Below are 12896 nucleotides of genomic sequence, written 5' to 3'. Positions count from 1 at the left end.
GGGGTGATTTGCAGGCAGGCTAAATTTAATTCATTTTTTTGGTTGAGGTCAAAAGGCATGGGTTAAATTCAAAATAGATACTGTATTTTTGTGGGATCAAATTACAATTACGAGACCAATTCAGCATCAAAACCTTATGGATCATTATACCTTACTCCGAAACCATATTGAAGCAATTTGTACACTCACCGATGAGGAGTGGGAATTTGTCCGGGGGTATTTCCATCATAAAAAACTTAGGAAGCATCAATTCCTGGTACAAAAGGGAGATCCTGTACCATTTGAATTCTGGATCATACAGGGACTCATTAAAGCCTATGCCCTTGATGAAGATGGAAAGGAACATATACTGCAGTTTGGCATGGAGAATTACTGGGTGAGCGATCATTATGCCTACCAGAATAAAGTACCTGCAACCTTATATGTCGATTGTATTGAAGATTCCGATTTCTTTTGCCTGAAGTTAGAAGATCGGGAATACATGTGCCAGCAGATTCCTGCTATGGCCAATTTTTTCCGGACCAAATCCAATCTGGGTTATATTGCCTTACAGCAACGCATACTGTCCTTACTCACAGAAACCGCAGAGCAACGTTACAGTAAGCTGATCAAAAAATTACCCCGGCTGATACAGCGTGTACCTAAGAAATTACTGGCTTCCTATCTAGGGGTGACCCGTGAAACACTGAGCCGCCTCAAAGGATAAGCTTTTATAAGTCAGTACTGTTTTTTAATTCCTTTTTTTCCTATTGCGGTAGTCCTTAATCAAAAGGATTATCGGAATTATTCTGCCTTACTTTTTCTGTTGCCACAAAAGATGTGATGCAGGTCACTTTTTATTGGTGATCTACTTCCTCGCACAGCAGTGTTTTCTGACGGAAATTTGTACCATAATAAATTCACCACAGTACAACGATATGAAAACAACAACAAACACTACTGCTATACAGTCTAAAAGTAAAAGTACGGGATTACCCGCTGCTTTATGGGCACTTACCATTAGTGCTTATGCCATTGGAACCACCGAATTTGTAATCGTAGGGCTATTGCCTACAGTAGCTCAGGATTTAGGAACCTCAATTCCTACTGCCGGATTATTGGTCAGTTTATATGCTTTGGGCGTGGCGATAGGGGCACCGGTTTTAACAGCAGTAACGAGTGGCATCAATCGAAAAAAACTACTCTTATGGATTATGGTACTTTTTAGTATCGGGAATGCTTTAGCCACGATCGCACCATCTTTTACTACTCTGGTTATTGCACGAATCCTCACCGGATTTGCCCATGGGGTATTTTTCGCTATTGGGGCGACAATCGCTGCCGGGTTGGTTCCGGAAAATAAACGCGCCAGTGCCATTGCCATCATGTTTTCCGGACTTACAGTTGCCATTGTCACCGGAGTGCCGCTGGGCACGTACATCGGGCAGCATTTCGGATGGCGTGCTACTTTTATCGGTGTGGCAATTCTTGGGGCTATTGGCGCCATTGCAAGTAGTATATTGATACCCAATACGATTAAAAAAAGCAATCCGTTGCGCCTGTCAGATCTGGCCCGGGTGTTAAGAAATCCATCCATACTGCTGATATTGGCCATTACAGCTTTTGGTTACGGCGGGACGTTTGTAACGTTTACCTACCTGACGCCTTTATTGGTAGATATTGCAGGGTTTTCTCCTGATGCTACCGGATTATTATTACTGATCTATGGAGTGGCCATCGCCATAGGCAATGTGATTGGGGGAAAAGTCTCCAACCATAAACCTGCAAAAGCATTAATGGTGATGTTCGTATTACAGGCTATTGTCTTACTCGTATTATCTTTTACGATTTACAGCCAGGTCACAGCCGTACTGACACTCTTTGCTATGGGAATACTGGCATTCTCCAGCGTACCGGGTCTGCAGCTTTATATTGTGCAAATGGCCGAAAAATACCTGCCCGGGACCGAAGATGTTGCATCATCCCTTAACATCGCTGCTTTTAATGTAGGAATTGCCATCGGGGCATTTATTGGCGGTATTGTGGTTGAGTCAACACTGGGAGTCGCTGCGACACCCTGGATTGGAGCAATATTAGTACTCTTCGGAGTAGTATTGACCTATAAAAGTTATAGTAAAGAAAAAAAGAACTGATTATGGAAACCATTTGTAAAATACATGTTCCTGGTAAAATGACACTGGGACTGGAATTTCCACTGGATAACGATTGGTCATTGGCCGGGGAGCAAAAAAGGCAACAGCAGGGACGCCCATTTGGGATCCCCGATGTTAGCCGGCATGCAGAATATATCCGGTTAGCCGATACGTTAGGGTTTTCCGCTTTGTGGATGCGGGAAGTTCCGGTATATGATCCTGCTTTTGGCGATGGTGCCCAGTTGTTTGATACCATTGCATATCTCGGGTATATTGCTGGGATCACCCGAAACATTGTAATTGGCACCGCTGCTATTGTACTACCACTCCATAATCCATTACAACTCGCAAAAGCTATCGCAACAGTCGAAAACCTTTCCGAAGGCCGCCTGCTTTTTGGAGTAGGGCTTGGGGACCGCCCGGTAGAATTTCCGTTGTTCGGGTATGATTTTGAATCCCGTCGGGAGCGATTTGTGACCAATCACAGTATCCTGCTGGAAGCCTGGAAAGATCAAAGCCAGCTCAGCAAGTTTTATCCGGGACTGAATGATGCCATACAGGTATACCCAAAACCTACTGCATCAATTTCGTGGATCGTTGCCGGAAAGGCCGGGCAGGACATGGACTGGATTGCACAAAACATGCAGGGTTGGTTCAATTATCCCAGGACGGTTGCAGAAACGGCTCAGATGGTCATTGGTTGGAAAAATGCATTGTATGATAACAACCAGGCATCAAAGCCGTATATTACTGCCTTTCACCTGAACCTGCTGGTAGATGATGATGCTCCTTTTGTACCACACCGTTTCGGGGGATCATCGGGCGTAAAAGCATTGCTTATCCTTTTACAGCAGTATGAAGAAGCTGGTGTGAATCACCTGGCATTACATCTCAGGAAATCAGAAACCCCGCTGGCCGAAGCGATTCGTAAAATAGGGGAGCAGGCACTGCCTCTTTTTCCAACACCAACACTATAAACCTTTTTTAATTTTAATAGTTATTCTTATGAAAAACGTGAAGAAACGTATGAATGCATTGCTGTTAATCGTTATAGGGACTACCTTAATTACGGGCTGCCAGCCGGATAAAAAAACAGCAGTAGCAGCAGATTCTGAAAAATCGGAGGTGCCATCCGGCAAAAAGAAAATTCTCTTTGTAGTGACCAGCCACGGTGTAAAAGGTACTACCGGAACTCCCACAGGGTATTACCTAAGCGAAGTATCCCATCCATGGGAAATTCTCACTGCAGCAGGTTATGAAATTGATTTTGTCAGTCCTAAAGGTGGAAATCCACCAGTAGATGGTTTTGACCTGAAAGATCCTATCAATAAGAAATTTTGGGAAGATCCGGAATACCATAAAAAAATAGAAAATACATTACGTCCGTCAGAAGTTAATCCTGCGGATTATGTAGCCATACATTATGCCGGAGGTCATGGAGCGATGTGGGATTTTCCAGAGAATACCGAAATTGCAACAATAGCTTCCACAATCTACGAACATAACGGAATTGTAAGTGCGGTATGCCACGGTCCGGCGGGAATTGTAAATATTAAGCTAAGTGATGGCCAATACCTGGTTACCGGTAAAAAAGTAAACGGATTCACCAATGAAGAAGAAGCGGAAGTAGGACTGACCAAAGTAGTCCCTTTTTTACTGGAAGATCAATTGATTGCACGAGGAGCTAAATTTGAGAAATCCGGTAAGTGGCAGGTGCATGTGGTAAGCGATCAACGCCTGATTACAGGGCAGAATCCACAATCAGGGGAAGCGGTAGGCAAAGCAGTACTATCCGAATTGCAAAAATTATAAGGATAATAGTTTAAAATGCAATACAGATGCATATTGCAACAAAACAGGCCGTTGTCTACAGTAGACAGTATTCTAAAAAAATACAAAGCACAAAAAACCTTTTACCGTTGTATCGGTAAAAGGTTTTTTGTTAGCGTAGTATCGTAATGCCGGATTAATTTATATAGGTTTCAGGTAATACAGTTTCAATAAGCAGTTGTTGTATCTTATCCGGTTCGGTATTAAATACAGTGTGGCCGGATTTCCGGAACCAAAAGAGTTTCTTTTTCGGAGCTTTTAAAAATCGATAGTAGTCCGCTACCAGGTCATGGGATTTTTGTTTGTCGCCATTCCCCTCAAAAAAGTAGATGGGGCAGTGTACTTCGGGAACTTTTGTGAACAGGGAACCCTGAACCGACGCTTTCCACATCGGAAACCAAATGTCCAGCCATTTGTAATAGGTGGCTTTAAAATCATCCTTCTGGGCAAAATCAACTCCATTATGGATAAAAAGCCATTTTTGGGAGTAGAATAAATCATCAGGTTTTTCAAACGGGATATGTACGAGTGCCAATTCCTGGATCGCCGTTTCATTTTTTGTTTTCTGCGCCCACTTTTCTAACATCGTTTGGGTGAGTGCTGCTCCTTTTTGCTGGTCTATAATCGGGCTGATAGGAATGTAGGCATACAGCAATTCAGGATGTTTTACCGCAATGTCAAAAGCCAGTACTGAACCCCAGGAGTGGGAGACGAGGTATAATTTCTTTTGGTTAAAATGCTGAAGCAAATAAGTAATCATTGCTTCCGTATCCTTTTGAAGCAATTCGGCTGTCAGTTTATCAGGTGATGCATTTAAAGCCAGTGTTGCTCCGGTTTCCCGTTGGTCCCATTGTACGACTATAAAATGATCCTGCAGCTTTTGGGTAAATTGATCAGCGACCTTCATCAGGGAAGATCCCGGTCCGCCATGCAAAAACAACAGTACTGGTTTTGTGATATCTTTTCCTTTGAAACTGAGGTACTGCTGAATCCCCCCGATCGGTACAATTACAGTGGTATCAATCCCCGTAGTAGCCAGGCTACTTTTTTTCAGGGCTGTAGCGGTAGCTCCATAAGCGTTGGATAGCAAGAGCAAAAAGAACAGAAGTTTTTTTGATTTCATAATGTGTAGGGGCATGGTTACCTTTTGAATGGTAAAAGAAAACATTGTATTCTTATTTTTAAAGAGTTAAAGATACTTTTTTTATAAATACTCACAACTATAGTCGATAAGCAAGCCAAAATAACATTACAATCAGGGGTATTGTTTCAACGAATTGTAGAAGAATTAGTACCTTGTGATGGTCATGGCAAAAACACATAAAGAAATAATACAAGAGTGTGAGCGCAGGCTCATTGAATCGATTGTTACGAAAGATTTAAATTCCTTTCATAAACTGGTTCACCCTGAAGCCGTTTATACCGATGAAGCTGGAAGGATTTTTACTTCGGCTAACCGGGCAGATCGCATGGTTTCCAGTCTCATTGAGTTTGAGATAATGGACGTGTTGGAAGAGCATATTTCAAACTTCAATACTGTAGCCATTGTAAATGTACTGAATCATATCGAAGGAAAATACCTGGGCATGCACTTTAAAGGCTCTTATTTCTATACCAGAACCTGGCTGTTTATCGATCGAAAATGGCAAGTCATTGCAGCGGTAGCCCTTAAGGTATAGCCCCGTAGATAATAGCTTTTACTTTTTGGCTTTGAAACTAAGGTGTATTTCCTGCAGATTTTGCCGTAATCGCGTGAGGGTAAGATCGAGCTGTACACTATCTTCTTCAAATTGTCCAATGACGTGTTGCAGTATTTCATCATTATGCTGTTGAAAGCCTTCAAATGCATAGTGTTCCTCAAACAATTTTGGAACTGTAATAAAAGTAGCAACTCCCGGAACACGATTGTACTCTGTGATTTTTTCCCAGTAGGAGTCAATAGTCTCTTCCGATTCAAAATAGTCAATAACCTGTACCTTGTTACTTTTGAGGAATTTTAAAATATAGTCATTAATTACCGGGACAAGATCGTCATGGCATAAGGATGGTAGCGCAATAGAGTCGGCCACTTTAAGAGTGATTAAAATTTGGGGTGTCATAGCCGTAATTTTTTACCTAAATATAATCAATTCTAACCGTTTACGCTATTATTTATCTGTAAATGAGGAACTTTAACGTCTTTTTAATACTGCCTACCCTGGCATTTTATTGGGTGGCTGTAGAGCCTACAATTTCTATGGTGTTTCATTTTTTACCGATAGTTTTTGCTGGAATTAAATTTCGGATATCGTCTTGAGTAACGGATTAATCATTCACAAAGATGTAGAAGTCGTGCGCGACATAGTAACCGTAATCATTCTGAAAGTTTTGGGGGCAAAAGTAAATTAAATTGATTTTAGCAGTTCTTATGAAAGTAAAAAAGCCACCCGTAAACGGATGGCCTTACTTAACAAAAAAACTCTATTAAATAATGATAGAACATAATTAATCTACAAATTACCCCTTTGTATTAAGTCTGTTTTACTGTCATACTTTTGATTAAAAAGTCATTATCATATGACAAAAATACGCTACTTCTTTCGCATTTCCTTACGGTTTTCCATAAAATTATTAAAACAAATAGTGTTTTTGAGGATTAATATCGCAATATGTCACTTTTTTAAGTGTATAGTATTCAAAACGAGTACTATAGCTTTATATTGAGATTGTGATGAAAAGAAGTAAAAAAAAGAGTATATAAAAATTGTTGTGTAAAACATGTAATTTTTTTAGAAATACTTTTTTATGAATTTTATATTCTATATATTTCGCGAAATTATTTTATGTTATGGAAGAAAAAATTAAATATGAATTGGAATTTCCGATAAATTCTTCACCCCAATTATTATACACTTACATCTCGACTCCATCGGGTCTTTCGGAGTGGTTTGCCGATAATGTCAATTCCAGAGGTGAGTTTTTTACTTTTATATGGGATGATTCAGAGGAAAAAGCCAGGCTGTCTTCCAAGAAAAGCGGTGAAAAAGTAAAATACAGATGGGTAGATGATAATGATAAGGATACCGAATACTTTTTTGAGCTTAGAATACAGGTAGATGAGATCACTAAGGATGTTTCCCTGGTAGTAGTTGATTTTGCACATGATAAAGAAGTGGACGAAGCCAAACAGTTATGGGAAAATCAGATTTCGGATTTGAAACACGTAATTGGATCAGTATAGTACTATTTTAGGATATTACACTTATATTTGCCTTGGATTTATTTCAAGGCTTTTTTATGATTAATTACAATGGCAATAGCATTGCAGAACAGGAGAATGAGTTATTTGACAATCGTGGTTTTCTCTTTGGGGATGCGGTTTTTGAAACAGTAAAAACGGTAGATGGGAAAATTTTATTCCTTGAAGACCATTATTTCAGGCTCATGTCATCCATGCGGATCCTGCGAATGGAGATTCCTATGAATTTTACCATGGAATTCCTGGAGCAACAATTGTTATCAGTCATTGAGGGTCAGGAAAATCCTTCGTTTCGAATCCGGATTACCGTATGCCGTAAAAACGGTGGTTTTTACCTTCCAGAAACCAATGCAGTGGATTACATCATCACTGCAGCACCGTTACCCAAAACGTTATACGAAATGCAGCCATCAGACTATGAAGTTGACCTTTTCAAAGATTTTTATGTACCGCGCCAATTGCTTTCGACGATTAAATCAACCAATAAAAGCGTGAATATCGCAGGAAGTATTTTTGCTCATGAAAACGGGTACCAAAACTGCCTGTTACTCAACGATGCAAAGAATGTTATTGAAGCGTTACAGGGCAATTTGTTTATGCTGACCGGAGATAAATTAGTAACTCCGCCGGTATCAGAAGGGTGCCTGAATGGAGTAATGCGTAAACAGGTGTTGGAAATCGCCAAAAAGACGGAAGGGCTTGAAGTGTCCGAAAGCCCGATTTCTCCTTTTGATTTGCAAAAGGCCGACGAATTGTTTATTACCAATGTCATTCAGGGGATACAGTCCATTACCAAATACCGTAAAAAAGAATACGGTAATGGCATGGCAAAAGTATTATTAATGAAACTCAATGCCCAGATTCGTTTGGGTTAATTCAGTAACGGATTCTCTGGTGCATTCGACCATATCAGGTAATCGCCTCCCAGTTCCAGAATTTTTTCTTTCCAAAAATGTGTAGGTGATTTCGCAATTATCTTGTTGCGGTAGCTGTTCTCTGAAATGATCCAGGAATTGGACTGCATTTCATTTTCCAGCTGTTGCGCATCCCATCCTGTGTATCCCAGGAAAAAGCGGATATTATTTTTGTTGATTTTACCTTCATTGATCAGATCTTTGGTGGATTCAAAATCACCTCCCCAATAAATGCCGCTTGAAATTTCTATACTGTCCGGAATCAGTTCCGGAATATTGTGGATAAAATAGAGGTTGTCCTGCTCTACCGGTCCACCATTATAGATTTTAAAATTTGCATTGATTTCGGGAATCAAATCTTGTATGGTATATTTCAAAGGTTTGTTTAAAATGAATCCTACCGAGCCTTCGTTATTGTAGTCTGCTAACAGGACTACCGAACGATTAAACGATAAATCACCTGTTAATGAGGGATCTGCAACCAAAAGGTGTCCTTTGTGTAGATTTGTAGATATCATAATTGATGCATTTTTTATTAAATTTAAAAAGAAAATTGAAAATAAACAAATAGATTCGTTAAAAAACAAAAAAAAAGCTTCCCTTGCGGAAAGCTTTTAGAGTATGGGGATACTAATTATTTGTTTAGTGCGCCTTCAAGTTCAGCACCAGCTTTAAATTTCACTACATTTTTTGCAGCAATTTTGATAGTCGCTCCACTTTGTGGGTTTCTTCCGTCTCTTGCAGCTCTGTTAGATACAGACCAAGATCCGAAACCTACTAAAGAAACTCTTCCGCCTTTTTTCAAAGTTCCTTCAATATTGCCTAAAAAAGATTCTAATGCTTTTTTTGCAGCAGCTTTGCTGATTCCTGCATCAGCAGCGATAGCATCGATTAATTCTGATTTGTTCATAATAAATAGTTATTAATTGTTGGTTAAACATTCCGTTACTACTACAAATTTAAGCGGATTTCCTTACCGTGCAAACGTAATGCCTACATTTTGATGTAATTGTTGATAAGTCAAGGTATTTGTTGATAAACTTTGTTGCTTTTTTCAAAATTCCTTAGTTATCAGTGTTTATGCACCTTACAACGCTTTTGCATTTTCAGAAAATGCAATCCCATTGAGCAGTTCAGCAGTATTCATTTTTTTCTTTCCAGGAAATTGGAGGCTATTAACCTTGATTAAACCATCGGTTACCGCTATTTTTAGTTCTTTTTTTGTTGTAATTATTTTTCCAACTGGAAAATCGTGGGCTTCTTTTTCGAGTTGCGCATCATAAATCTTAACGTTCCATTCCTGCTCATTATCAGCAAAAAAGCACCAGGCAGCGGGGTAGGGTGAAAGTCCCCGGATGAGGTTGTAGACTTGCTCTACTGGCTGGGTAAAGTCAATTTTACAGTTTTCCTTGTTGAGTTTATAGGCCGTTTTAATTTCTCCTTTTTCTTCCTGTACGGTTGTGGTTGCTTTTCCTGATGCAATGAGTGCCAGTGTTTCAATTACTGTTTCACTCCCCAGATGCATCAGGCGGTCGTGCAGTTGTCCTGCATTTTCTTCGGGATCTATCGGGGTTTCCTTGCTCAGGATCATTGCGCCGGTATCGATTTTGTCGTCGATAAAAAATGAGGTCACCCCTGTTTTTGTTTCCCCGTTTATAATGGCCCAATTGATAGGGGCTGCACCACGGTATTGCGGCAATAAAGAAGCATGGAGGTTAAAAGTACCAAGTTTTGGCATTTTCCAGACAGCTTCCGGTAGCATACGGAAAGCGACAACTACCTGAAGATTGGCTTCGAGACTTTTTAACTCTTCCAGGAAGGCTTCGTTTTTAAGGTTGGTCGGTTGTAGGAGCCTTAGGTTGTGTTCCAGCGCATATTCTTTCACGGCAGAATATTTTATTTTTTGCCCACGCCCGGCCGGTTTATCCGCAGCTGTGATCACGCCAACAACAGTATAGTTGTTTTGGAGAATAGCATCCAGGATCCCGACAGCAAAGTCCGGTGTGCCCATAAAAACGATTTTTAATTTTTCCATGGTGTATTTGAAGTCTTAAAGTTAGTAGTTGTTTTTTATGCGTTAGCGGCGGTAATATTGATTGACCGCATTAATGGCGATGCTCTTGTTCTCCAGCATCAACTGGAGCACAAAGATAATATCCGCTTCCCGATAATTGGTAATAATTAGCAGATCTCTTGATGTTAAAGCTCTTTCGGAAAGCAGCTCCAGGAATTGATCTGCCATTTTTTTATAATCGTTGCGTGGCTTATTTTTAGTAATGCAATAGGAGCAATGGCCACAGTCGGTAAGTTCTGTTTCGCCAAAATAGGTGAGGATCATGCGGCTTTTGCATTTGTCTTTGGTGGTAACATAGTGCAGGACGGATTGTAGTTGCTCTTTTTTTAAGTTGTTTTGCCTTTCAAGGTATTTGGTAACCCTATTGATGGTTTTATCGTCTTCCCGGACTTCGTTAAATGTCAAAAGGGCATCATTGCTTTGGGCCTGGTATTCTATAATCTTCTTTTGTTGTAACCTTTCAAAAACGGACTTCACAAAAGATTCTGTTGTTTTAGCTTTCCGGGCTATCATGGCCAGGTTGATCGCGGAAGGCATTTCGTGGATACCGGGATAACTTCGAAGCAATGCCAGGAGGACTTCTTCGTCGCTACGGTTCAGGCTCATGTAGCGTACCACTTCTTTTTGGTCAATGATGAACTGTATTGTGACTTTTTCTGAAAACTCCTGGGACAACGTAATGATACCTTGTCGGTCCAGGAATTGAAAGGTATTGTAGGTTTTAAGAACCGGGAATTTATAAATGTTGCAAAATTGATTCAGATTGAAGGAAAATTGTTCGTTAATTCCTTCGCCATAGGCAATCTGGAAATAATTGCAGAGTTTGATATAAGCTTCTTTCAGGAACTGCTTATCGGGCAGGACTGCTATAAATTGGTTTTCTGCATGGAGTACATCGCTTTGGGTGGTGAGTAGCACGGCAAATGATTTTTCTCCATTCCTGCCGCCGCGTCCGGCTTCCTGATAGTAGTTTTCGAGATTTTCAGGCAGGTGGATGTGGATGACCGTTTTTACATTGGGTTTGTCAATCCCCATACCAAATGCATTGGTAGCTACCATTACCTGTACCTGATCACTCATCCAGCGGTTCATGTTTTTCTCCTTTTCTTTTGGAGGCAATCCACCGTGATAGAATGTCGCTGTGAAACCCAGGGATTGCAGTTGGGCTGCAGTCTCATGACAGGCTTTGCGATTCCGGGCATAAATAATGGATGGCTGTGGGTTTTTCCGTAGGATTTGTTCAATGCGGAATAGTTTATCCTCGGTTTCAAAAACCATATAGGCGATATTCTCCCGTATAAAAGAGGACTGGAATACATTGGGGGCTGTCATCCCGAGTTGGGTAATAATATCTTCCCGTACCCTTGGGGTTGCCGAAGCAGTCAGTGCCAAGAAAGGAATTTTTGGGAAATGGTCTTTGAGTCCACCGATTTTTAGAAAGGCCGGGCGGAAATCATGGCCCCATTGGGAAACGCAGTGGGCTTCGTCAATCGCGATGAGGCTGATGGGCAGGTTTTTAATCCGATCCATAATCCAGTCTGACTGAAGGCGTTCCGGGGAAAGGTATAGGAATTTGTAATTTCCAAATTGGCAATTGTCTAAAAGGTCGATCATTTCATCGGATTTGATACCGCCTGTCATGGCAATGGCTTTAATACCTTTGCTTTGCAGATTCTGTACCTGGTCCTTGATTAGTGCGACCAATGGAGAGATCACTAGGCAAATACCTTCGTTGAGTAAAGCCGGAATCTGGAAACAAACCGATTTTCCACCTCCTGTAGGCATAAGCCCTACGGTGTCATTCCCGCCGAGAACCGATGTGATGATGGGTTGCTGTAGTCCGCGGAATTGTTCGTGTTTCCAGTACTTTTTTAGGATTTCCTGTGCTTTCTGCATGAATTCAAAAGTAGTTTTTTTTTTAGAATTTGCCTAAAGTGTCCCGGGTTACGGAATGAACTGCCCTTTCGGGAAAAGCCATGGCGGTAGAGTAGCCCCGACAGTAACGGCATCTTTTTTTCTTCCGGGCGTTATCGGAAGAAAAAAAATAAAGTGGATGGCGGGAAGTACCGCTGCGGATAATGCCTGGTTTTATGCTCCAGGATTAACAATCGAGTCGCCCTAAAATATAACTGATCCGGTTTTCGAGTGTATCTTTTGGTACTTCAATCAGTTGGTAGCCATAGTTTTCATAGGTTTCGACCAAATGGTTGTATATGAGTTTTGCCTGGTCGTAGTTTTCATAACGGGCATCATCGCCGGTATAGATTTCTTCCCAGGGCGGGAGGATGAATATTTTAGTGTAGGTATGGTCCCTGCAGGCTTCGTCAAAAAAAGGAGGATAAGCGTCGCCGATGTAATGCATGTAAGCGAGCACATCTGGGATGCCGCGATCGAGGAAAATGATATTGCAGTCTTCTTCCAGTGCTTCCCGGTATTGCTTTTTCCGCCCTTCCAGCAATAATTCGCTGAATAGTAGTGGGTTTTCGAGGAACAATTGTTCGATTCCCTGTTTTTTAGCTTCCATAGTAACTTCACGGGAAATTTCAGGATAGCAGCAATGTCCCTGAGCAATTAGCACATCTATAATAGTGGTTTTGCCGGTTCCCGGACCTCCAATGATAACAACGATTTCTTTTTCCAATTTTTTGAGAAATAAGGCGCAAAATTACTTAAACATTTTGGAAACTGAAAGGCTAAGGAGTTAAAAA

At 40.9% G+C, this 12896-nt stretch carries 14 protein-coding genes; 7 read left to right on the top strand and 7 right to left on the bottom strand.

Features of this window, described 5'->3' with window-relative positions:
- Nucleotides 1-136 precede the first annotated feature (136 nt).
- From FK004_RS18995 to FK004_RS18980, 4 genes are all read left to right on the top strand, one after another.
- Entirely contained in the window at nt 137-706 is a 570-nt protein-coding gene (locus FK004_RS18995) for a Crp/Fnr family transcriptional regulator (protein ID WP_108738670.1), read from the top strand.
- A 211-nt stretch (nt 707-917) separates the two neighbouring features.
- Complete coding sequence (locus tag FK004_RS18990) at nt 918-2132, top strand: MFS transporter (RefSeq protein WP_108738669.1); 1215 nt, start codon at nt 918-920, stop codon at nt 2130-2132.
- 2 nt (nt 2133-2134) lie between these two features.
- Entirely contained in the window at nt 2135-3109 is a 975-nt protein-coding gene (locus tag FK004_RS18985; RefSeq protein WP_108738668.1) for a TIGR03571 family LLM class oxidoreductase, read from the top strand.
- A gap of 28 nt (nt 3110-3137) precedes the next feature.
- Nucleotides 3138-3944, top strand: a complete 807-nt coding sequence (locus FK004_RS18980) for a type 1 glutamine amidotransferase domain-containing protein (protein WP_227871643.1) — start codon at nt 3138-3140, stop codon at nt 3942-3944.
- Nucleotides 3945-4098: 154 nt separating this feature from the next.
- On the opposite strand, the gene FK004_RS18975 is transcribed toward FK004_RS18980, so the two are convergent.
- Nucleotides 4099-5085 carry an alpha/beta fold hydrolase gene (locus FK004_RS18975; protein WP_108738914.1) on the bottom strand — a complete coding sequence of 329 codons (987 nt, stop codon included), beginning with the start codon at nt 5083-5085 and terminating at the stop codon, nt 4099-4101.
- Nucleotides 5086-5269: 184 nt separating this feature from the next.
- On the opposite strand from FK004_RS18975, the gene FK004_RS18970 reads away from it, so the two are divergent.
- Nucleotides 5270-5641, top strand: a complete 372-nt coding sequence (locus FK004_RS18970) for a nuclear transport factor 2 family protein (protein ID WP_157956157.1) — start codon at nt 5270-5272, stop codon at nt 5639-5641.
- Nucleotides 5642-5659: 18 nt separating this feature from the next.
- Here FK004_RS18970 and FK004_RS18965 read toward each other — a convergent pair whose 3' ends face one another.
- Nucleotides 5660-6061: a hypothetical protein gene (locus FK004_RS18965; protein ID WP_108738666.1), complete on the bottom strand. Its 402-nt coding sequence runs from the start codon at nt 6059-6061 to the stop codon at nt 5660-5662.
- Nucleotides 6062-6789: 728 nt separating this feature from the next.
- Here FK004_RS18965 and FK004_RS18960 point away from each other — a divergent pair.
- Both FK004_RS18960 and FK004_RS18955 read left to right on the top strand, forming a co-directional pair.
- Nucleotides 6790-7182 (top strand): START-like domain-containing protein, encoded by a 393-nt coding sequence (locus FK004_RS18960; RefSeq protein ID WP_108738665.1) that lies wholly within the window; start codon nt 6790-6792, stop codon nt 7180-7182.
- Between the two features lie 56 nt (nt 7183-7238).
- Nucleotides 7239-8075: an aminotransferase class IV gene (locus FK004_RS18955; RefSeq protein WP_108738913.1), complete on the top strand. Its 837-nt coding sequence runs from the start codon at nt 7239-7241 to the stop codon at nt 8073-8075.
- On the opposite strand, the gene FK004_RS18950 is transcribed toward FK004_RS18955, so the two are convergent.
- The 5 genes from FK004_RS18950 to FK004_RS18930 all read right to left on the bottom strand — a co-directional run bounded on the left by FK004_RS18950 (nt 8072) and on the right by FK004_RS18930 (nt 12829).
- Nucleotides 8072-8632: a YqgE/AlgH family protein gene (locus FK004_RS18950; protein WP_108738664.1), complete on the bottom strand. Its 561-nt coding sequence runs from the start codon at nt 8630-8632 to the stop codon at nt 8072-8074. The two genes, FK004_RS18955 and FK004_RS18950, sit on opposite strands and share 4 nt — an antisense overlap.
- A gap of 116 nt (nt 8633-8748) precedes the next feature.
- Nucleotides 8749-9024: an HU family DNA-binding protein gene (locus FK004_RS18945; RefSeq protein ID WP_108738663.1), complete on the bottom strand. Its 276-nt coding sequence runs from the start codon at nt 9022-9024 to the stop codon at nt 8749-8751.
- Nucleotides 9025-9201: 177 nt separating this feature from the next.
- On the bottom strand, nt 9202-10149 hold the full coding sequence (fmt, locus tag FK004_RS18940; protein ID WP_108738662.1) for a methionyl-tRNA formyltransferase: 948 nt from the start codon (nt 10147-10149) through the stop codon (nt 9202-9204).
- Between the two features lie 42 nt (nt 10150-10191).
- On the bottom strand, nt 10192-12084 hold the full coding sequence (locus FK004_RS18935) for a RecQ family ATP-dependent DNA helicase (protein WP_108738661.1): 1893 nt from the start codon (nt 12082-12084) through the stop codon (nt 10192-10194).
- A gap of 205 nt (nt 12085-12289) precedes the next feature.
- Complete coding sequence (locus tag FK004_RS18930; protein ID WP_108738660.1) at nt 12290-12829, bottom strand: AAA family ATPase; 540 nt, start codon at nt 12827-12829, stop codon at nt 12290-12292.
- Between the last annotated feature and the right edge of the window lie 67 nt (nt 12830-12896).

The organism is Flavobacterium kingsejongi, from assembly GCF_003076475.1.
In the GTDB taxonomy this organism is placed as follows: Bacteria; Bacteroidota; Bacteroidia; order Flavobacteriales; family Flavobacteriaceae; genus Flavobacterium; species Flavobacterium kingsejongi.
This window is presented reverse-complemented; position numbering and strand designations above follow the sequence as displayed.

Coding starts and splice junctions, on each gene's coding strand:
- FK004_RS18995 (WP_108738670.1), top strand. CDS start 137: ATGGATCATTATACCTTACTCCGAAACCATATTGAAGCAATTTGTACA.
- FK004_RS18990 (WP_108738669.1), top strand. CDS start 918: ATGAAAACAACAACAAACACTACTGCTATACAGTCTAAAAGTAAAAGT.
- FK004_RS18985 (WP_108738668.1), top strand. CDS start 2,135: ATGGAAACCATTTGTAAAATACATGTTCCTGGTAAAATGACACTGGGA.
- FK004_RS18980 (WP_227871643.1), top strand. CDS start 3,138: ATGAAAAACGTGAAGAAACGTATGAATGCATTGCTGTTAATCGTTATA.
- FK004_RS18975 (WP_108738914.1), bottom strand. CDS start 5,085: ATGAAATCAAAAAAACTTCTGTTCTTTTTGCTCTTGCTATCCAACGCT.
- FK004_RS18970 (WP_157956157.1), top strand. CDS start 5,270: ATGGCAAAAACACATAAAGAAATAATACAAGAGTGTGAGCGCAGGCTC.
- FK004_RS18965 (WP_108738666.1), bottom strand. CDS start 6,061: ATGACACCCCAAATTTTAATCACTCTTAAAGTGGCCGACTCTATTGCG.
- FK004_RS18960 (WP_108738665.1), top strand. CDS start 6,790: ATGGAAGAAAAAATTAAATATGAATTGGAATTTCCGATAAATTCTTCA.
- FK004_RS18955 (WP_108738913.1), top strand. CDS start 7,239: ATGATTAATTACAATGGCAATAGCATTGCAGAACAGGAGAATGAGTTA.
- FK004_RS18950 (WP_108738664.1), bottom strand. CDS start 8,632: ATGATATCTACAAATCTACACAAAGGACACCTTTTGGTTGCAGATCCC.
- FK004_RS18945 (WP_108738663.1), bottom strand. CDS start 9,024: ATGAACAAATCAGAATTAATCGATGCTATCGCTGCTGATGCAGGAATC.
- fmt (WP_108738662.1), bottom strand. CDS start 10,149: ATGGAAAAATTAAAAATCGTTTTTATGGGCACACCGGACTTTGCTGTC.
- FK004_RS18935 (WP_108738661.1), bottom strand. CDS start 12,084: ATGCAGAAAGCACAGGAAATCCTAAAAAAGTACTGGAAACACGAACAA.